The organism is Citrobacter europaeus, assembly GCF_037482245.1.
GTDB classification, from domain to species: Bacteria; Pseudomonadota; Gammaproteobacteria; order Enterobacterales; family Enterobacteriaceae; genus Citrobacter; species Citrobacter europaeus.
In genome coordinates this window covers 1,821,229-1,842,135 of record NZ_CP148084.1, presented here as the reverse complement: position 1 = coordinate 1,842,135, position 20,907 = coordinate 1,821,229, and the positions used below count along the sequence as shown (strand labels likewise).

Below are 20,907 nucleotides of genomic sequence, written 5' to 3'. Positions count from 1 at the left end.
AATCTCCCTTACGCAGGCTTATTTTTTGCCTGCCGTTTAAACTCTGCGAGTCCCCCCTATTCTATTCACTACTTTCAGGCGAAAAAAAACCGGGCATTATGCCCGGCTTATTAGGTGATTAGAAATTAATGTGCTGCTTCTGGCTTGTGCTTTTGCGCACTCTGGAAACCATAGGTCAGCTCATTTTTCTCTTTATCCAGCGCAACGGTCACCTGACCGCCATCCACAAGCGAACCGAACAGCAGTTCGTTAGCCAATGGTTTTTTCAGGTTATCCTGGACCACACGCGTCATTGGACGTGCGCCCATTGCACGGTCGTAGCCTTTCTCTGCCAGCCAGTCACGGGCTTCCTGACTCACTTCCAGAGAGACACCTTTCTGATCCAGCTGAACCTGAAGTTCGACGATAAACTTATCAACAACCTGATGAATCACCTCTGTAGAGAGATGATCGAACCAGATAATGTTGTCGAGACGGTTACGGAATTCCGGCGTAAACACTTTTTTGATTTCGCCCATTGCATCGGTACTGTTGTCCTGATGAATAAGCCCAATCGATTTACGCTCGGTTTCACGCACGCCGGCGTTAGTGGTCATGACCAGCACCACGTTGCGGAAATCCGCTTTACGCCCGTTATTGTCGGTCAGCGTGCCGTTATCCATTACCTGCAGCAGTAGGTTAAAGACGTCCGGATGCGCTTTTTCGATTTCATCCAACAGCAGTACCGCATGCGGATGCTTAATGACTGCATCGGTCAGCAAACCGCCCTGGTCGAAACCAACATATCCCGGAGGCGCACCAATCAGGCGGCTAACGGTGTGGCGTTCCATATATTCGGACATATCAAAACGCAGCAGTTCAATACCCAACGCTTTGGATAGCTGTACCGTGACCTCGGTCTTACCGACGCCAGTTGGTCCGGCAAACAGGAACGAACCGACCGGTTTATGCTCGTGTCCCAGACCGGCACGGCTCATTTTGATCGCTTCAGTCAGCGCCTCAATGGCTTTATCCTGTCCGAATACCAGCATCTTCAGACGGTTACCCAGGTTTTTCAGCGTATCACGATCGCTTTGCGAAACGCTCTTCTCCGGGATCCGCGCAATGCGGGCCACGACGGACTCGATATCCGCCACGTTGACGGTTTTCTTGCGCTTGCTGACCGGCATCAGACGCGCACGCGCGCCCGCCTCGTCGATCACGTCAATCGCTTTATCCGGCAGGTGACGATCGTTAATGTACTTCACCGCCAGTTCGACCGCTGCACGCACCGCTTTGGCGGTATAGCGGACATCATGGTGCGCTTCGTATTTCGGCTTCAGACCGTTGATTATCTGCACGGTCTCTTCGACCGATGGCTCAGTGACATCGATTTTCTGGAAACGGCGCGCTAACGCACGGTCCTTTTCAAAGATATTGCTGAACTCCTGATAAGTAGTCGACCCTATCACACGGATCTTACCGCTGGAGAGCAACGGCTTGATCAGGTTAGCCGCATCCACCTGGCCGCCCGATGCCGCACCCGCACCGATAATGGTATGGATCTCATCGATGAACAGAATGCTGTTAGTATCCTGTTCCAGCTGTTTCAGCAGCGCCTTGAAGCGTTTTTCAAAATCGCCGCGATATTTGGTACCCGCCAGCAGCGAGCCGATATCCAGAGAATAAAGGGTACAATCAGCCATAATTTCAGGCACATCGCCCTGGACGATACGCCAGGCGAGGCCTTCAGCAATCGCGGTTTTACCGACGCCAGACTCTCCCACCAGCAGCGGGTTGTTTTTTCTGCGACGGCACAGTACCTGAATGGCGCGCTCCAGCTCTTTGTCCCGGCCAATGAGCGGATCAATTCCGCCCACACGGGCAAGCTGGTTAAGGTTAGTCGTGAAGTTCTCCATACGGTCCTCCCCGCCAGCTTGCTCTTCGTTATTCGGCTGATTACCAGAGTCAGAAGACTGACTTGGTTCGTCTTTGCGCGTGCCATGAGAAATAAAATTCACCACATCAAGGCGACTCACTTCATGCTTACGCAGCAGATAAGCCGCCTGAGATTCCTGCTCGCTGAAGATAGCGACCAGCACATTCGCGCCGGTAACTTCATTGCGCCCGGAGGACTGAACATGGAAGACCGCACGTTGCAACACTCGCTGAAAACTCAACGTTGGCTGCGTGTCGCGCTCTTCTTCACTGGCAGGCAATACGGGTGTGGTTTGTTCAATGAAGGCTTCGAGTTCCTGACGCAGCGCCACCAGATCCACAGAACACGCTTCCAGCGCTTCGCGGGCCGATGGGTTACTGAGCAACGCCAGTAACAAGTGCTCGACGGTCATAAACTCATGTCGGTGCTCGCGCGCTCTGGCGAAAGCCATGTTTAAACTGAGTTCCAGTTCTTGATTGAGCATAGGCACCTCCCCCAATATTTATGCCTGCATTCAGGCTTTTTCTAGCGTACACAGCAACGGATGCTCGTTCTCCCTCGCATACTTGTTCACCATCGCCACTTTGGTTTCAGCTACTTCGGCAGTGAATACGCCGCAGATCGCTTTACCTTGATAGTGAACTGCAAGCATCAGTTGCGTTGCACGTTCTACATCATAAGAAAAGAATTTTTGTAACACGTCAATAACAAACTCCATCGGAGTGTAATCATCATTGACTAATATCACTTTATACATAGATGGCGGTTTTAGCGCGTCGCGCAATTTATCTTCCGCCAGCAGATCGAAATCCAGCCAGTCGTTCGTCTTACCCATTGTCTGTCGTCATCTTCAGTTACGGTTTCCGGCAGAAAATCTTGCCGCTGACAAGCAGCCTATGCGCACAATCAATCTACCTCAAGTATTAGATAACTATCATCTATTAGTGCCATCCGCGACATCTGTCACATAACCGACAATAGCGTTAACTGCTTCAAATTTTGATGCATTTTTACCCTATTCCGTCTGCCTGGCGCTTGACGCCTCGCCTGATTTCTCTAAATTGTAGTTTCGAGAGTTGGCGAGGTTTTGAACAGCCCCCACTCCGCCACCGGTTCATTCCATCTTACTTATATAAGATTTACGAAGGATGTCGAAGTATGGAAACGGGTACTGTTAAGTGGTTCAACAACGCCAAAGGGTTTGGTTTCATCTGCCCCGAAGGCGGCGGCGAAGATATTTTCGCCCATTACTCCACCATTCAGATGGATGGTTACAGAACGCTAAAAGCCGGACAGTCTGTCCAGTTTGATGTCCACCAGGGGCCAAAAGGCAATCATGCCAGTGTCATCGTGCCTGTCATTGAAGCAGAAGCAGTCGCATAACTCTTCTGTCTCATTGTGTACATCCCGCAGTCAAAATGCCAGCCCTTGCGGCTGGCATTTTTATCTCAGTGGCATTATTCCCGCGCCAGGGCATCTACCGGATCCAGCCGCGCTGCATTTCGTGCTGGTAGCCAGCCAAACAAAATCCCGGTCGCGGTTGAGCACAGAAACGCCGTCAACAAGGCCACGGGTGAGAAACCAATTTCCCAGCCAGGCAGGAATAGCTGAAGCGTAAAGGCGATCAACATCGACAGGCTAATACCTAACGCACCGCCCACCAGACATACCAGCACCGCTTCAATTAAGAACTGCTGCAGCACGTCACTGGCGCGAGCGCCAACCGCCATACGAATGCCAATCTCGCGCGTTCGCTCGGTTACCGAAACCAGCATAATATTCATCACGCCAATCCCACCGACCACCAGCGAAATCACCGCCACCAGCGTCAGGAAGAGTTGTAATGTACGTGTGGTCTTTTCGGCAGTTTTCAAGACGCCGTCCATGTTCCACGTGAAGAAATCTTTCTTACCGTGGCGCAACGTCAACAATCGGGTGAGCTGCTGCTCGGCCTGGGCACTATCAAAACCGTCCTTCACCCGCACGGTTATCGAGTTCAGCCACGACTGCCCCATAATTCGCCCGGACATGGTGCTGTAAGGCAGCCATACCCGCAGGATCTTGCTACTGCCAAACATCGACTGTTTCTCTTCTGCAACGCCGATAACCGTGGCAGGCATATTCCCCACCAGCACGACTTCGCCAACGACTTTCGCTTTATTGGGGAACAACTGACGCCGGGTATTGCTGTCGAGCACCACCACCTGAGCGCGGCCCGCCAGTTGTTCAGCGTTAAAAGTGGTCCCTTCGCTAAACGTCATGCCATAGACGTTGAAATAGTCGCCGCTCACGCCGTTAGCACTGGCTGCCACATCGATATTGCCATAGCGTAGCCGCAGGTTCTTCGACACCGCAGGCGTCACCGAACTTACCCATGGCTGCTTCTGTAGCGCCGTTAAATCGTCATACTTCAACGCCTGTTGATATTGCGGGTCGTCGTCGCCGAAGTCTTTGCCAGGGTAGATATCGATGGTATTAGTGCCGATAGCACGAATATCCGCCAGCACCAGCTGTTTAGCCGCATCGCCAACCACCACGATCGACACCACCGAAGCAATACCGATGATGATCCCAAGCATGGTCAGCAGCGTTCGCATTTTATTCGCGGCCATTGCCAGCCAGGCCATAGTGAGTGCTTCACGAAAACCACTGACAAACTGCCCCCAGCCGGACGCCGCTTTCACCGTCGGCTCCACGATGTCGCGCCCTCCAGAGGGCTTGTGCGACGGAGGATTGCGCACAATCTCGCCGTCACGAATTTCAATGACGCGTTCAGCCTGCGCGGCGACCTGGCTATCGTGAGTGACGATAATCACCGTATGCCCGCGATCGCGCAACTGATGCAAAATCGCCATCACCTCTTCGCCGGAATGGCTGTCCAGCGCACCGGTGGGTTCGTCAGCAAGGATCACCTGCCCACCGTTCATCAGCGCACGCGCAATACTGACCCGCTGCTGCTGACCACCGGAAAGTTGAGAAGGCTGATAGTCAACTCTGTCACCCAGCCCCAGCCGCTGAAGGAGTTCCTGCGCACGAGCCAGGCGCTGTTTGCGTTCGGTGCCAGCGTAGACCGCGGGTACCTCAACATTTTGCGCGGCGGTTAAATGCGACAGCAAATGATAACGCTGGAAGATAAAACCGAAATGCTCACGACGCAGTTGCGCTAGCGCATCGCTATCCAGCGTGGAGACATCACGCCCGGCAACCCGATACGTACCGCTGGTGGGTTTATCCAGACAGCCGAGAATGTTCATCAGCGTCGATTTACCCGAGCCAGACGCCCCGACAATCGCCACCATTTCCCCGGCCTGAATGCTCAAGGATACGTCCTTCAACACCTCAACCTGGCCTTCGCCTGACGGATAGCTGCGGCGGATATTGCTCAGTTCAAGCAATGCCGTCATTTTGCAGCTCCAGCGTTGCCCTCACCGGTGATGACTTCATCCCCCTCTTCAAGCCCTTTCACGATCTCCACATCGGTGTCATTACGCGCGCCGATAATCACTTCACGTTCGCGGGTTTCGCCGTTGCGCAGCAGCCTGACGTTATAACGATTGTTGCCGATAGGATCGCCCAATGCCGACAGCGGGATCGTCAGGACATTTTTAACATCCGTAAGCTGAATATGGACCTGCGCGGTCATATCCAGGCGCAGGATCCCTTTCGGGTTGGGAACTTCGAAGCGAGCATAGTAGAAAATAGCGTCATTCACTTTTTCTGGCGTCGGAAGAACATCTTTGAGCTTACCTTCGTAACGCGTCTGCGGATCGCCGAGAACGGTAAACCAGGCCTTTTGCCCAGGATGCAGATGAATCACATCCGCCTCGGAAACCTGCGCTTTCACCAGCATGGTGCTCATATCGGCCAGCGTCAGAATGTTAGGTGCCTGCTGGGCGGCAATAACGGTTTGCCCCTGCAGGGTAGTAATTTGCGTGACTTCACCTGCCATTGGCGCGACGATGCGGGTGTAATCAAGGTTAGTTTTTGCCGTATCAAGAGAGGCCTGATTACGCTTAATTTGTGCGTCAATTGTGCCGATTTGCGCCTGTTTTACCGCCATCTCGGTAGCCGCGGTGTCGAGATCCTGCTGTGAGACCGCCTGGGTTTTCGCCAACTGTTGCTGACGGGAAAGCGTCACCCGCGCCAGTTTCCACTCGGCTTCAGCCTGTAACCGCTGGGCGCGTAATTCCATCAGCGTCGCTTCGACCTCTTTGATCTGGTTTTGCGCCTGTTCAGGATCGATAACGCCGAGCAGTTGATCTTTTTTTACTTTGTCGCCAATCGCGACAGACAGCGTTTTTAACTGCCCACTGACCTGCGCCCCGACGTCAACTTTACGCAGCGCATCCAGTTTCCCGGTTGCCAGTACGCTTTGCTGCAGATCGCCCGGACGAACAATTAAGGTTTGATACTGAGGTAAAGGCGCATTAAGCGTTCGCCAAAGTGCAATTATCGCCACAATAATGATGATGGCGAAAAGAATATAGCGTTTTTTGATTTTTCCCTTGAGCTTCATAAATGTCCCAATTTCCCCCAATACGTCCACCAGAGTGAAGTGTTAAACATCAACGTTAAATAAATAGCCGTTGAAAAATGCAAGAATAACAGAGTTATTGATGAATGGTTAAGATCCGCTGTGCTGAAATTAGTGCCAGAGTATCCATCGGATTGTTATTATGAGCCAGCTAACTGACAGCACTTTTCATTCTTCAAAACCAGTCACAAGTTTTAGTCTCTTTTGTAGCCTGATGACCGGACATTGGCGCCCCGGAAAATTTTGGCATCAGCGAAGCTTTCGTCGTAAGTTTTTGTTGCGCTCAGCGCTTATGCCGAGATTAACGCGTGAATGGATGTCTGAGCTGGCACAATGGCCTGACCTGGATAGCGTACTTGCACGCCAGCCTCGATTGCCGGTTCGTTTGCATCGCGCCTATCTTGCGCAAAACCTTGACCGGAAGACGAAACTGGATGCTGTGCGTTATCATTACCATGCTATCCGCAGCTCTTTTTCAACCACTGAGTTTAAGGATTATTTAAGTGCAGATGGATTACAACTGGCACAAATTGAAGGCAAAAACAGCGAAATATTTAACGTAATAATGGCCTCATTTATCTCACTGGATAAAGAAGGTGAAAGCACCATTCTGGTACGTAATTGCGCTGGCGAGACTTTAGCGGAAATGACGTTTACGCTATGCAATTATCAAGGAAGCAGTACGTTGTTTATTGGCGGGTTACAGGGAGGCAGCCGATTACTGCCACATGAAGAAATTCAAAAAGCGACCAAGTCATGCCATGGGATTTTCCCAAAACGTATTGTGATGGAAGCCATTTGCTGTTTTGCAGAACAATTGAATGTCGAACAAATTCTTGCTGTCAGCAATGAACAGCATATTTTTCGCAGCCCTCGTTACCACGACAAAAACAAGGTAATCCTTTCCGACTACAACACATTTTGGGAGTCGGTTGGCGGTGAGTGCGACAGCCACGGTTACTATCATATTCCACGCACAATGGCGCGAAAAAGCGAAGCGGACATTGCCAGCAAAAAACGCGCGGAATACCGCCGTCGCTATCAGCTACTGGACAGCATCCACTCGCAGCTGTCGTCGATGTTTCGCCACTAATCCGCTCTGCCGCGTGCCAGCCACAGCACGCGGGAAAACATTTTTCGCAGCAACGTTGGCACCGCGTCAACGCCGCGCCGCCCGGCTTCCATCGCCACCTCAATGGCTAAATCTGGTTTTGAAGACCGGTGAATCGCCTTTGAGATAATTTTGCGCATATTCATGGGCACGTTTTCCGGGATTTGCGCCACCCGGTGAAAAACGTCAGCGAATCCCTGGCGATACATAAAGTGTTCCATATCCAGCGCGGGGAGCATGGTTAAATGATCGCGCTCTTCTTCCCTGTCGTTATTCAATAAACTACGCACCGTAGCGGCATACTTTTTCCCGGCTTCATCTCCATCGACCAGCACATGCCACTCGATTCCCATCCGGCGGGCAAACTTAACCAGCGGCTTAAGTCCAGACTGGGCAAATTCAATCACCTTGATACCTTCCGCGTCAAAATGGTGGCCGCACTGTCGGGCCAGTTCGTTAATGACCCAGGTTTCCGTTTCGCCTTCCACCAGTAGCCAGCAGCGAGCAAACAACGACGAAGCACGATTGAAACGAATATGGAAGGCAATGCGCCGACCATCTTCTGCGCTGATCCCACCCGGTCCAAGCCGCCAGGCAGCAACCCGGGAGGATTCACGCACCAGGCGGACAACGTGTTCCACGGGCGTGAGGGACAGCAGTTCACCAGAGTTTGTAGTCGCTACCCGCTGCAGAGGAAGCAAATTCAGCAGGTGCCAGGCAACGGACAGCATAATAGGATGTAAACGCGTTTCCGGATCTTCGACCAGCAGCAAAGGCCGGGCGTCTTTATCCAGCCTCAGCGTACCTTTGGCCTGTAACAACGTTGAAAACAGGCCCAGCAGGATCACCCGGTGCGTGCGTCCGCCGGGTTTATCAATCATCCGGTTGATAATATCCAGATAGCGCCAGCTACGTTGTTCGTTATTAGAACGCCGACGCATCAGACGATAGCGGGACTGGCCGGAACCCTGCTCAGAAAAATAGTGTTCTAACAGCTGGACCATAGCCGATAGCCCCTGACGTATCTGCCCATCTGTCAGGTTTTGCGGTCGGGTGGCCAATTCGCGCGCCAGAAAATCCAGTTGCCGGGCGGTCACTTCGACATCCGCCGAATCCGGCACCGTACCGTTACGGATACGTCGCATGAAACGCGCGTCGCGCAGGCGCAGGACCGGCATCAAACGCACGAGATGCCGCGCCATATCGTTAATGTCGTCAAGAGTGAGCGGGTGGCCCTCGCCATCAAGAAAACTGCGTAACGTCAGAACGCTACCATCATCCGCACATTCACCTTCCAGCCGATAGAAAATGCGGTGATAGCCATCCTGGCACTGCGTCCAGCAGTTTTCCAGAGGACGATATCTGCGTACGCGGTGGCGACCCGGTTGAGACTCACGAAAGGTCAGGATGATATGCAGGTGATGTTCCCGCCCTTGTATATCACCCGGCGGGAACCAAAAATCTTCGCGGTCAAAGTGGTACAAATCAGTTTCCGGTGACAGCAGAAGGGTTAAGGCATCCAGCAGACTGGACTTCCCCCACGCGTTCTCCCCAATCAGCACGTTGCTCTGCTCCAGCATCAACGACAGACGGTTAATACCACGAAATCCAACAATCTCAACGCGTTCGAGAATCATATAGCCTCCGGAAATGCTAACTTTTTCCTTCAAGTTATCAGGAGTATAACGGCAAGCGGGCGCGCAGGACACCCGATATCATCAGGAGGTTAGTCGCAGAAATTGAATAATATAAGAATATTCTTCTTATGTTTTCCTCAGAATATTATTTCAGAACTCAATCATCACCTTTTTCTAATTGAACTATGCTTCATTCATCCAATATTCATAAAGGAATAACAACATATTGCCTTAAATCAAATTTTTTCATCAATTTAACTGGCGAAGGGATGATTTTTTTATCTAAAATACCCGCTCTTTCATCATCGTCCCTTTTTAGCGATGAATTACCGGGCAAGGAACACGAACCCGGAACTTTTAATTGAGGTGGTTATGTTCAGGAAATTAGCAGCCGAATTCTTCGGTACGTTTTGGCTCGTCTTTGGCGGGTGCGGTAGCGCAATACTGGCCGCAGCATTCCCGGAGTTGGGTATTGGATTTGCCGGTGTGGCCCTGGCGTTTGGTCTGACCGTACTCACCATGGCATTCGCCGTAGGTCATATTTCCGGTGGGCACTTTAACCCAGCGGTAACCTTCGGTTTATGGGCTGGCGGTCGCTTCCCGGCAAAAGACGTTATTGGTTATGTTATTGCTCAGGTTGTGGGCGGTATTGTTGCAGCAGCGGCGCTGTATCTTATTGCCAGCGGTAAAGCAGGTTTTGATGCCTCCGCCAGCGGTTTTGCCTCGAACGGCTTTGGTGAACATTCACCAGGCGGCTATTCCATGCTTTCTGCCGTAGTAATTGAAATTATTCTGACCGCTGGTTTCTTATTAGTGATCCACGGCGCAACTGATAAACATGCTCCGGCAGGTTTTGCCCCCATTGCGATTGGTCTGGCGTTAACCCTGATCCACTTGATCAGTATTCCGGTTACCAACACGTCGGTAAACCCGGCGCGTAGTACCGCAGTAGCCATCTTCCAGGGTGGCTGGGCGTTACAACAATTGTGGTTCTTCTGGGTTATGCCGATTATCGGTGGGGTTCTCGGCGGTCTTATTTACCGCACCCTGCTCGAAAAACGCGATTAATCGCTAACAAAAAGGCCTGACAAAAGTCAGGTCTTTTTTTTCCTCTCTATATTTCCTTTTATTTGCAACTTTACTCCCCTCTTTGCATTGAGTAGTGTGTGCTGGCGCATTTCGTCTTACATCTCAGCAAGGATCGGGTTTTCATGTTTTCAGGGCTGTTAATCATTCTGGTTCCCCTTATTGTGGGCTACCTTATTCCGCTTCGGCACAGGGCTGCATTAAAACTCATCAATCGCCTGTTGAGCTGGATCGTCTACCTTATTCTCTTTTTTATGGGTATCAGTCTGGCGTTTCTGGATAATCTCGCCAGTAACCTGCTGGCCATTCTTCATTATTCTGCAGTCAGCGTGACGGTCATTTTGCTGTGTAATATCGCGGCGCTGTTCTGGCTGGAGCGTACGCTGCCCTGGCGACATAATCACAAGCAAGAAAAGCTCCCCTCACGAATTGCAATGGCGCTTGAGTCACTTCAGCTTTGCGGCGTCGTCGTCGTCGGTTTTCTGCTCGGCCTCACCGGTCTTCCCATTCTGCAGCACGCCACCGAAGCCAGCGAATATACGTTAATCTTTTTACTGTTCCTGGTGGGGATCCAACTGCGCAACAGCGGTATGACCTTAAAGCAAATTGTGCTGAATCGCCGGGGGATGATTGTGGCGGTGGTGGTGGTCGCCAGTTCGATGCTGGCGGGGGTTATCAATGCGTTGATTCTCGGCCTGCCGCTGAAAACCGCGCTGGCGATGGCGTCAGGTTTTGGCTGGTATTCCCTGTCAGGTATTTTGTTGACCGAATCGTTCGGCCCGGTAATTGGGAGTGCCGCCTTCTTCAACGACCTGGCGCGCGAGCTGATCGCCATTATGTTGATTCCAGGACTGGTTGGCCGTAGCCGCTCTACCGCGTTGGGGCTATGTGGCGCGACATCAATGGATTTCACCCTGCCCGTACTACAACGCAGCGGCGGCCTGGAAATGGTCCCGGCAGCCATCGTTCACGGTTTTATTCTGAGTCTGTTAGTGCCTCTACTGATGGCGTTTTTCTCCGCCTGAAACCCGAACAAATACCTCCCTGGCGGTAGTCAGCTACCGCCAAAATTGCGCTAAATCAATCTCCCTGCAAGTTGTAGCAGAAATCCCTTTTATCCCTTCGCGCACAGGCATAACCTTAAACATGTATATTAAATATAACTTTAAAAAGGTGTGACCATGTTTTGTGTGCAATGTGAACAAACCATCCGTACTCCGGCAGGAAACGGCTGCTCTTACGCGCAGGGTATGTGCGGTAAAACGGCTGAAACCTCCGATTTGCAGGATCTGCTGATTGCTTCCCTACAAGGTCTGTCTGCATGGGCTGTTAAAGCACGTGAATACGGCATCATCGACCACGAGGTTGATAACTTTGCGCCGCGTGCATTCTTCTCCACGCTGACCAACGTAAACTTCGATTCCCCACGTATTGTTGGCTATGCCCGTGAAGCTATCGCCATGCGCGACGCCCTGAAAGCGCAATGCCTGAACATCGACGCGAATGCCGCGGTCGCCAACCCGATGGCCGATCTGCAACTGGTCAGCGACGATCTGGGCGACCTGCAACGTCAGGCCGCTGAATTTACCCCGAATAAAGACAAAGCAGCCATCGGCGAGAATATTCTCGGCCTGCGACTGCTGTGCCTGTACGGCCTGAAAGGTGCGGCAGCTTACATGGAGCACGCACACGTTCTCGGCCAGTACGACAACGACATCTATGCTCAGTACCACAAAATCATGGCGTGGCTGGGTACCTGGCCTTCCGATATGAACGCTCTGCTGGAGTGCTCAATGGAAATCGGCCAGATGAACTTCAAAGTGATGAGCATTCTGGACGCCGGTGAAACCACCAAATACGGTCACCCGACCCCGACTCAGGTCAATGTAAAAGCGACCGAAGGTAAGTGCATTCTGATCTCCGGTCACGACCTGAAAGATCTGTACAACCTGCTGGAGCAAACCGAAGGTACCGGCGTTAACGTCTATACCCACGGTGAAATGCTGCCGGCACACGGTTACCCGGAACTGCGTAAATTCAAACACCTGATCGGTAACTACGGCAGCGGCTGGCAGAATCAGCAGGTTGAATTCGCCCGCTTCCCAGGTCCAATCGTGATGACCTCTAACTGCATCATCGACCCAACCGTTGGCGCGTACGACGACCGCATCTGGACCCGTAGCATCGTCGGCTGGCCGGGTGTGAGCCATCTCGAAGGCGACAACTTCGGTCCGGTAATTGCTCAGGCACAGCAGATGGCGGGCTTCCCGTATAGCGAAATTCCGCACCTGATAACCGTAGGTTTTGGTCGTCAAACCCTACTGGGCGCCGCGGATACCCTGATCGACCTGGTCAGCCGTGAAAAACTGCGTCACATCTTCCTGGTGGGCGGTTGTGACGGCGCACGTGGCGAACGTAACTACTTCACCGATTTCGCGACCAGCGTACCGGACGACTGCCTGATCCTGACCCTGGCGTGCGGTAAATACCGTTTCAACAAACTGGAGTTCGGCGATATCGAAGGTCTGCCGCGTCTGGTGGATGCCGGTCAGTGTAACGATGCTTACTCAGCCATCATCCTGGCGGTAACCCTGGCTGAGAAACTGGGCTGTGGCGTGAACGATCTGCCGTTGTCTCTGGTGCTCTCCTGGTTCGAACAGAAAGCGATTGTTATCCTGCTGACCCTGCTGTCTCTGGGCGTGAAAAACATCGTTACTGGCCCGACCGCGCCAGGTTTCTTCACACCGGACCTGCTGGCCGTGCTCAACGAGAAGTTCGGTCTGCGTTCCGTGACCACCGTTGAAGAAGACATGAAGCAATTGCTGAGCGCGTAAGGAGTAAAGAATGACAATGCCAACTCATCAGTGCCCATGGCGGATGCAGATTCATCACATCCATCAGGAAACGCCGGATGTATGGACAATTTCGTTGCTGTGCCACGACTATTATCCATACCGCGCCGGGCAGTATGCACTGGTCAGCGTACGTAATTCAGCGGACACGCTGCGTGCTTACACCATCTCTTCAACGCCGGGCGTTAGCGAATACATCACGCTGACCATCCGCCGGATTGACGATGGCGCAGGCTCACAGTGGCTGACCCGCGACGTGAAGCGCGGCGACTATATCTGGCTGTCTGATGCAATGGGTGAATTCACCTGTGAAGATAAAGCGGAAGACAAGTTCCTGATGCTGGCCGCCGGCTGCGGCGTTACGCCAATCATGTCAATGCGCCGCTGGTTGGCAAAATACCGCCCACAGGCTGATGTGCAGGTGATCTTCAACGTACGTTCTCCGCAAGATGTTATTTTTGCCGACGAATGGCGCGAGTATCCGGTGACATTAGTTGCTGAAAACAATGCCACTGAAGGTTTTGTTTCCGGCCGACTGACTACCGAACTGCTGCAAAGCGTTCCGGACCTCACCTCGCGCACCGTGATGACCTGTGGCCCGGCGCCGTACATGGATCTGGTCGAGAAAGAAGTCAAAGCGCTGGGCGTGACGCGCTTCTTTAAAGAGCAGTTCTTTACCCCGGTGGCTGAAGCCGCCACCAGCGGTCTGAAGTTCACTAAACTGCAGCCGGCGAAAGAGTTTTATGCGCCGGTGGGCAGTACGCTGCTGGAAGCGCTGGAAAGCAATAAAGTACCGGTTGTTGCCGCTTGCCGTGCAGGCGTTTGCGGCTGCTGTAAAACCAAAGTGGTTGACGGTAACTACACGGTAAGCAGCACCATGACGCTGACCGACGCAGAAATCGCTGAAGGTTATGTGCTGGCGTGCTCCTGCCATCCGCAGAGTGACTTAGTGCTGGCGTAATCGGCTGACACCAGATGTACAAAAGGCTACCTGGCTATACCGGGTGGCCTTTTTTTATCCTGTCAGGCGCTGCAAAATTCTGATTTTTCCATCCCCAAGGGCAAAATAGCACCTTCCTCCCGCCAATTATCGACCACACTTACCCTGCACAACGTAAGCAATATCCCCGACTACCACGTCGAACTTTCTACAAGGATCCCCATGAAAAAAGTGGCCATTGTCGGCGTCGGTCCCACCGGTATTTATACGTTTTATGCCCTGGTTGAGCGTGGTGAACCGCTGGAGATACAGCTTTATGAGCAAGCTGAGGAAGCGGGCGTCGGCATGCCTTATAACAGCGACAACAACGCAGAACACATGTTGGCAAATATAGCCAGCATCGAGATCCCACCGATTTATATCAGCTATCTGACGTGGCTACAAAATCAAAGCGATGACTACCTGGCGCAGTTTCGAATTGAACGCACCTCTTTGCATGAGCGGCAATTTTTGCCCCGCGTGATCCTCGGCGACTATTATCGCGATCGTTTTTTAGCCATCGTCGATAACGCACAAAGAGCCGGTTTTACAATTCGCATATATGAATCAAGCCAGGTCACCGACCTGCAAGCAACGTCGAATGGGGTCTCCCTGTGGATCAACCGCGCGTCCGAACCCGTTGAGGTGGATTTCGCCGCTATCGCTACCGGTCATCTGTGGCCCGAAACGGATGCTCAGGCAAGCAAGTTTTTCCCCAGTCCGTGGACCGGTCTGATGGACGCCGAGATTAGCGCTTGCAGGGTGGGGATTCTGGGCACATCGCTAAGCGCTATCGACGCAGCGATGGCCGTGGTCTGTCAGCATGGCACCTTTACGACCAATACCGACCATTCACTGCGGTTCACACGTAAACCTGACAGCCAAAATCTGAAACTGACCCTGATGTCGCGCAGCGGGGTGCTGCCTGAAGCTGATTTTTACTGCCCTCTTCCCTATGAACCGCTGAATATCGCGACGCCAGAAGCGATTGAAGACGCCATTGCCCGGGGCCAAAACGGATTGCTGGACCGCATCTTCCGCCTTATTGCTCGACAACTGCAAGATGCGGCGCCAGGGTGGTGCCAACAGATAACACTTGCGACGCTTAACGCCGACACATTCCCCGAAGTCTATTTTGCCAACAGGATCAGGCATGACCCTTTTGACTGGGCGAGACGTAATCTGGTGGAGGTTGAACGCAACAAGCAGGAACAACATACCGTCGCCTGGCGATATACCTTGCTGCGCCTGCACGAGGTTATCGAAGAGATAGTCCCTCATCTTGATGACTGCGACGAAAAACGTTTCAGGCGCGGACTGGCGCGCGTATTTATTGATAACTATGCGGCTATCCCGTCTGAGTCTGTCCGCCGACTGCTGGCGCTGCACGACGCCGGGCTGATAGAGATCCTCGCGCTCGGCTCAGATTATGAGCGTATGAATGAACAGGGAATGACGGTGATTTACCACCATGGCCAGCGCCACGAATTTGATGTGTTTATTGACGCCCGAGGACAACGGGCATTGCAGAGCAAAGATATCCCGTTCCCAACGCTACGCGATCAACTGCTGGCTTGTGGCGATGAGATCCCGGACATTGGCGAGGATTACACACTGCAAGCGCCGGAGTATGCCCGCAATCGCATCGCTTTTGGCGGGCTGCCGTGGTTGATGCACGATCGTCCGTTCATTCAGGGACTGGTGGTCAGCGCTGAAATAGGCGCCGCGATGGCCAAAGCATTGACGCAGCGAGCGCTGAGACGTCGGCACAAACTCTGGAACAGAGACGACATAGATTAGCTACACAATGAACGACGAGGCGGAGAAAGGCTACGCGTTCCCGCCTCTGTATTGATTCTCGGATGGCAAACTATCGCCAGGCTGAATTTCCGGCAAGGGAGAATCGCCCCGCCCCCAAAAACGCCACGGCCAGCGCGCCGATGAAGAAATACACCAGACTTTCAATCGCCCATGCACCGGTTTTATCCAGTAACCAGGTTTCGCCCATCCCAACCATCAGCCATGCCACAACCATCGTAAACGCCAGCCCCAACGCTGCAGGACGCGTCAGGATCCCAAGGATAATCAGACACGGCGCTACAACTTCTCCCAGCAAGACGCCATACGCAATAAAGCCCGGGAAACCTTTCGCTATCAGCATGCCGCTGATGCCATCAATACCCGCGAACAGTTTATGCAACCCATGAAAAAGCATCAGCCCACCCACGGCAAGGCGTAACAAAAACTTGCCAAAATCTTCATGAGTCAGTACCCGGTTAACGCTATTTAATAGTTTTATAACCATCTGAATTTATTCCTTGTTTCGCCATGTCCAATAACAAACTACGCTTAGTACAGGTCAAATGAAACCTGCCGGAAATAAGGGGGAATGAGAAGCATAACTATTATCTTCATCTAAACTTGTAACCGGTATCACATTAAAGGAGAAGGAAAACCATGAAACAAACGGTTGCCGCTTTTATTGCTAAAACACTCGAACAAGCTGGCGTAAAACGCATTTGGGGTGTAACGGGTGACTCACTCAATGGCCTAAGTGATAGTCTGAATCGTATGGGAACGATTGACTGGATGCCAACCCGTCATGAAGAGGTTGCTGCCTTCGCCGCAGGTGCTGAAGCGCAGTTAACGGGTGAATTGGCCGTCTGTGCAGGGTCGTGTGGGCCAGGCAACCTGCACCTGATTAATGGCCTGTTTGATTGCCACCGCAACCACGTTCCGGTGCTGGCCATTGCCGCACATATTCCATCCAGCGAGATAGGCAGCGGTTATTTCCAGGAGACCCACCCGCAAGAGTTGTTCCGCGAATGTAGCCATTATTGCGAGCTGGTTTCCAGCCCTGAACAGATCCCACAGGTGCTGGCAATTGCCATGCGTAAAGCGGTGCTCAACCGCGGTGTCTCTGTGGTGGTATTACCTGGCGATGTCGCGCTGAAGCCGGCCCCTGAGAGCGCCACCACGCACTGGTACCATGCGCCGCTGCCGGTGGTCACTCCGGAAGAAGAAGAGCTCAGAAAACTGGCGCAACTGCTGCGCTACTCCAGCAATATCGCTCTGATGTGCGGCAGCGGCTGCGCCGGTGCGCATAAAGAGCTGGTTGAGTTTGCGGCTAAAATCAAAGCGCCGATTGTGCACGCCCTGCGGGGTAAAGAGCATGTTGAGTACGATAACCCGTACGACGTGGGCATGACCGGGCTAATTGGCTTTTCATCCGGTTTCCATACCATGATGAATGCCGACACGCTGATCCTGCTCGGCACCCAGTTCCCCTATCGCCCGTTCTATCCAACCGACGCCAAAATTATTCAGATTGATATCAATCCGGCGAGCATCGGCGCGCACAGTAAAGTTGATATGGCGCTGGTGGGCGATATTAAATCCACCCTCCGCGCCCTGCTGCCGCTGGTGGAAGAAAAAACCGAGCGGAAGTTTTTGGACAAAGCGCTGGAGCACTACCGTGAAGCGCGCAAAGGGCTGGATGATTTAGCTAAACCCAGCGATAAAGCCATTCACCCGCAGTATCTGGCACAGCAAATCAGCCACTTTGCCGCAGACGACGCCATCTTCACTTGCGACGTTGGCACGCCAACGGTGTGGGCGGCACGATATCTGAAAATGAACGGCAAACGTCGCCTGCTCGGTTCGTTTAATCATGGATCGATGGCCAATGCCATGCCGCAGGCACTCGGCGCCCAAGCGACCGAACCGGGACGCCAGGTTGTCGCAATGTGCGGGGACGGCGGATTTAGTATGCTGATGGGCGACTTTCTGTCGGTGGTCCAGATGAAGCTGCCGGTGAAGATTATCGTCTTTAACAACAGCGTACTGGGATTTGTGGCGATGGAGATGAAGGCTGGCGGTTATCTGACCGACGGCACGGAGCTGCACGATACCAACTTCGCGCGGATTGCCGAAGCCTGCGGTATTACGGGCATTCGTGTGGAGAAATCCTCAGAGGTTGATGAAGCGCTGCAAAGGGCAATGTCGATTGACGGCCCGGTGCTGGTCGATGTGGTTGTGGCGAAAGAAGAGTTAGCCATCCCGCCACAGATCAAACTCGAACAAGCGAAAGGTTTTAGCCTGTATATGTTGCGCGCAATCATCAGTGGGCGCGGTGATGAAGTGATGGAACTGGCGAAAACTAACTGGCTCAGGTAAAACATCCTTATTAAATCACACACAAAATCATTCATGATGCATCAAGGCGGCTAGCCCGAAAATCCCCAGGAGCTTAGGTAAACTATGTGACTGGGGTTTAAGGGTGCGGCCAACGCAGAGGCAGCTTGAAGGATGAAGTGTAATAAGGAGACACCATGATTGATTTACGCAGTGATACCGTCACCCGGCCATGTCGCGCCATGCTGGAAGAGATGATGGCAGCCCCGGTCGGGGACGACGTGTACGGTGATGACCCTACCGTTAACGCTCTCCAGCAATACGCTGCAGAGCTCTCTGGCAAAGAAGCCGCTATTTTCCTACCCACCGGCACTCAGGCAAACCTGGTTGCGCTGCTCAGTCATTGCCAGCGCGGCGAAGAGTATATTGCCGGTCAGGGCGCACATAACTATCTCTATGAAGCGGGCGGCGCAGCGGTGCTTGGCAGCATTCAACCGCAACCCATCGACGCCGCCCCGGATGGTTCCCTGCCGTTAGACAAAGTGGCAGCGAAAATCAAAGCTGACGATATCCATTTTGCCCGCACCCGTCTGCTCAGTCTGGAAAACACCCACAACGGCAAAGTGCTTCCGCGCGAGTATCTGAAAGACGCCTGGGAATTCACCCGTGAGCGCAATCTTGCCCTACACGTCGACGGCGCGCGTATTTTTAACGCCATCGTCGCCTATGGCTGTGAGCTTAAAGACATCACGCAATACTGCGACTCGTTCACCATTTGTCTTTCCAAAGGTCTCGGAACGCCGGTAGGTTCGCTGCTGGTCGGCAGCCAGGACTACATCAAGCGCGCCATTCGCTGGCGCAAAATGACCGGTGGCGGAATGCGCCAGGCCGGTATTCTGGCGGCGGCGGGACTGTATGCGCTGAAAAATAACGTGGCGCGTTTGCAGGAAGACCATGACAACGCCGCCTGGATGGCAGAACAACTGCGCGAAGCAGGGGCAGACGTCATGCGCCACGACACCAACATGTTGTTTGTTCGCGTTGGTGAAGAGCACGCTGCCGCGCTGGGTGAATACATGAAAGCGCAAGGCGTGCTGATTAACGCCTCCCCGATTGTGCGCCTGGTGATGCATCTGGACGTCTCGCGTGAACAACTTGCTGAAGTCGTCGCCCACTGGCGCGCTTTTTTAACCCGCTAAGGAGATGGGCGTGCCGCAACGGATTTTGGTTCTTGGCGCCAGTGGCTACATTGGTCAGCATCTGGTTCAAGCGCTCAGCCAGCAAGGGCATCAGGTGCTGGCTGCGGCACGCCGCATTGAACGTCTGGAAAAGCAGCAACTGGCCAACGTCAGTTGCCATAAGGTCGATTTGAATTGGCCAGATAACCTCACCCCGCTGTTGACGGGTGTTGATACGGTTTACTATCTGGTTCATGGTATGGGTGAAGGCGGTGATTTTATCGCCCACGAACGCCATGTGGCGATGAACGTACGCGATGCGCTGCGTAATACGCCAGTTAAACAGCTTATTTTCCTGAGCTCATTACAGGCTCCCCGGCATGAACAGTCCGATCATTTGCGTGCGCGGCAAATAACCGCTGACACCCTGAGAGAGTCAGGCGTGCCAATGACGGAATTGCGCGCTGGCATTATCGTAGGGGCAGGTTCCGCCGCCTTTGAAGTGATGCGCGACATGGTCTATAACCTGCCGGTTCTCACCCCTCCGCGCTGGGTACGTTCGCGTACCACGCCCATCGCGCTGGAAAATTTGATGTACTATCTGGTGGCGCTGTTGGACCATCCCACAAGCCATCACCGCATACTCGAAGCTGCCGGGCCGCAGGTGTTGAGCTATCAGGAACAGTTCGAGCATTTTATGGCGGTCAGCGGTAAACATCGCCTGCTCATCCCCATCCCCTTTCCTACCCGCTGGATTTCGGTCTGGTTTTTAAACGTCATTACGTCAGTACCGCCGACCACGGCCAAAGCGCTTATCCAGGGTTTAAAACACGATCTGCTGGCCGATGACACCGAATTACGCGCGCTGATCCCGCAAAAGTTGATTGCCTTTGATGACGCGGTACGCAGCACGTTGAAAGAAGAGGAGAAGCTGGTCAATTCCAGCGACTGGGGTTACGACGCGCAGGCGTTTGCCCGCTGGCGCCCTGAATATGGCTATTTTGCCAAACAGGCAGGCTTTAGCGTTGAAACCTCCGCCAGCAAAAAAGCGCTATGGCAGGTTGTGAATCGACTCGGCGGCAAAGAAGGCTATTTTTTTGGCAATATTTTGTGGAAGACGCGGGCGGCGTTAGACCTGCTGGTTGGCCATAAGCTGGCTAAAGGTCGACCAGAACACTCTCTGTTGCAGGTTGGCGATACCGTCGATAGCTGGAAAGTTATCATCGTTGAACCAGAAAAACAGCTGACGCTGCTGTTTGGGATGAAAGCGCCTGGTTTGGGTCGCCTGAGTTTCACCCTGGAAGATAAAGGCGATCACCGACGCATTGATGTACGTGCCTGGTGGCATCCGCACGGCATGCCAGGACTCTTCTACTGGCTGTTGATGATCCCAGCTCATCTGTTCATTTTCAGAGGGATGGCGAAGCGTATTGCTAAACTTGCAGAACAAATCACAGACTAATGATAAAAAGAGCCTG

General features: G+C 53.0%; 16 protein-coding genes. 10 read left to right on the top strand and 6 right to left on the bottom strand.

What is annotated here, in order from left to right; translation table 11 throughout:
* Positions 1-125: 125 nt before the first annotated feature.
* Both clpA and clpS read right to left on the bottom strand, forming a co-directional pair.
* The gene (gene clpA, locus WHR59_RS08400) at positions 126-2,402 is read right to left on the bottom strand and encodes an ATP-dependent Clp protease ATP-binding subunit ClpA (RefSeq protein WP_003036804.1); all 2,277 of its coding nucleotides are present in this window, start codon (positions 2,400-2,402) and stop codon (positions 126-128) included.
* 30 nt (positions 2,403-2,432) lie between these two features.
* Complete coding sequence (clpS, locus tag WHR59_RS08395) at positions 2,433-2,753, bottom strand: ATP-dependent Clp protease adapter ClpS (RefSeq protein WP_003036810.1); 321 nt, start codon at positions 2,751-2,753, stop codon at positions 2,433-2,435.
* A 323-nt stretch (positions 2,754-3,076) separates the two neighbouring features.
* On the opposite strand from clpS, the gene cspD reads away from it, so the two are divergent.
* Entirely contained in the window at positions 3,077-3,301 is a 225-nt protein-coding gene (gene cspD / locus WHR59_RS08390; RefSeq protein WP_003036813.1) for a cold shock-like protein CspD, read from the top strand.
* Between the two features lie 74 nt (positions 3,302-3,375).
* Here the strand turns inward: cspD and macB are convergent, their stop codons facing one another.
* Both macB and macA read right to left on the bottom strand, forming a co-directional pair.
* Complete coding sequence (gene macB / locus WHR59_RS08385; RefSeq protein WP_043016897.1) at positions 3,376-5,322, bottom strand: macrolide ABC transporter ATP-binding protein/permease MacB; 1,947 nt, start codon at positions 5,320-5,322, stop codon at positions 3,376-3,378.
* Positions 5,319-6,434: a macrolide transporter subunit MacA gene (macA, locus tag WHR59_RS08380; RefSeq protein WP_080624943.1), complete on the bottom strand. Its 1,116-nt coding sequence runs from the start codon at positions 6,432-6,434 to the stop codon at positions 5,319-5,321. The genes macB and macA overlap by 4 nt, the downstream gene beginning before the upstream one ends.
* A gap of 160 nt (positions 6,435-6,594) precedes the next feature.
* On the opposite strand from macA, the gene WHR59_RS08375 reads away from it, so the two are divergent.
* Positions 6,595-7,545, top strand: coding sequence for a VirK/YbjX family protein (locus WHR59_RS08375; protein ID WP_075145940.1), 951 nt, complete (start codon positions 6,595-6,597; stop codon positions 7,543-7,545).
* Here the strand turns inward: WHR59_RS08375 and WHR59_RS08370 are convergent.
* Positions 7,542-9,200 (bottom strand): ATP-dependent endonuclease, encoded by a 1,659-nt coding sequence (locus WHR59_RS08370; RefSeq protein ID WP_043016900.1) that lies wholly within the window; start codon positions 9,198-9,200, stop codon positions 7,542-7,544. The two genes, WHR59_RS08375 and WHR59_RS08370, sit on opposite strands and share 4 nt — an antisense overlap.
* 372 nt (positions 9,201-9,572) lie before the next feature.
* Here WHR59_RS08370 and aqpZ point away from each other — a divergent pair, with 372 nt between their 5' ends.
* From aqpZ to WHR59_RS08345, 5 genes are all read left to right on the top strand, one after another.
* Positions 9,573-10,268, top strand: coding sequence for an aquaporin Z (gene aqpZ / locus WHR59_RS08365; RefSeq protein WP_043016901.1), 696 nt, complete (start codon positions 9,573-9,575; stop codon positions 10,266-10,268).
* 143 nt (positions 10,269-10,411) lie between these two features.
* Positions 10,412-11,311, top strand: coding sequence for a lysine exporter LysO family protein (locus WHR59_RS08360; protein ID WP_075145938.1), 900 nt, complete (start codon positions 10,412-10,414; stop codon positions 11,309-11,311).
* Positions 11,312-11,467: 156 nt separating this feature from the next.
* Positions 11,468-13,120: a hydroxylamine reductase gene (gene hcp / locus WHR59_RS08355; protein WP_047410063.1), complete on the top strand. Its 1,653-nt coding sequence runs from the start codon at positions 11,468-11,470 to the stop codon at positions 13,118-13,120.
* Positions 13,121-13,130: 10 nt separating this feature from the next.
* Positions 13,131-14,099, top strand: a complete 969-nt coding sequence (gene hcr, locus WHR59_RS08350) for an NADH oxidoreductase (RefSeq protein ID WP_338843811.1) — start codon at positions 13,131-13,133, stop codon at positions 14,097-14,099.
* 201 nt (positions 14,100-14,300) lie between these two features.
* The gene (locus tag WHR59_RS08345; RefSeq protein ID WP_338843810.1) at positions 14,301-15,917 is read left to right on the top strand and encodes an FAD-NAD(P)-binding protein; all 1,617 of its coding nucleotides are present in this window, start codon (positions 14,301-14,303) and stop codon (positions 15,915-15,917) included.
* Positions 15,918-15,987: 70 nt separating this feature from the next.
* Here the strand turns inward: WHR59_RS08345 and WHR59_RS08340 are convergent, their stop codons facing one another.
* Positions 15,988-16,422: a DoxX family protein gene (locus tag WHR59_RS08340; protein WP_043016906.1), complete on the bottom strand. Its 435-nt coding sequence runs from the start codon at positions 16,420-16,422 to the stop codon at positions 15,988-15,990.
* A 152-nt stretch (positions 16,423-16,574) separates the two neighbouring features.
* On the opposite strand from WHR59_RS08340, the gene poxB reads away from it, so the two are divergent.
* The 3 genes from poxB to WHR59_RS08325 all read left to right on the top strand — a co-directional run bounded on the left by poxB (position 16,575) and on the right by WHR59_RS08325 (position 20,891).
* Positions 16,575-18,293 (top strand): ubiquinone-dependent pyruvate dehydrogenase, encoded by a 1,719-nt coding sequence (gene poxB / locus WHR59_RS08335; RefSeq protein WP_043016907.1) that lies wholly within the window; start codon positions 16,575-16,577, stop codon positions 18,291-18,293.
* Positions 18,294-18,448: 155 nt separating this feature from the next.
* Positions 18,449-19,450: a low-specificity L-threonine aldolase gene (ltaE, locus tag WHR59_RS08330; RefSeq protein ID WP_338843808.1), complete on the top strand. Its 1,002-nt coding sequence runs from the start codon at positions 18,449-18,451 to the stop codon at positions 19,448-19,450.
* Positions 19,451-19,460: 10 nt separating this feature from the next.
* Entirely contained in the window at positions 19,461-20,891 is a 1,431-nt protein-coding gene (locus WHR59_RS08325) for an SDR family oxidoreductase (RefSeq protein WP_043017946.1), read from the top strand.
* Positions 20,892-20,907: the final 16 nt, after the last annotated feature.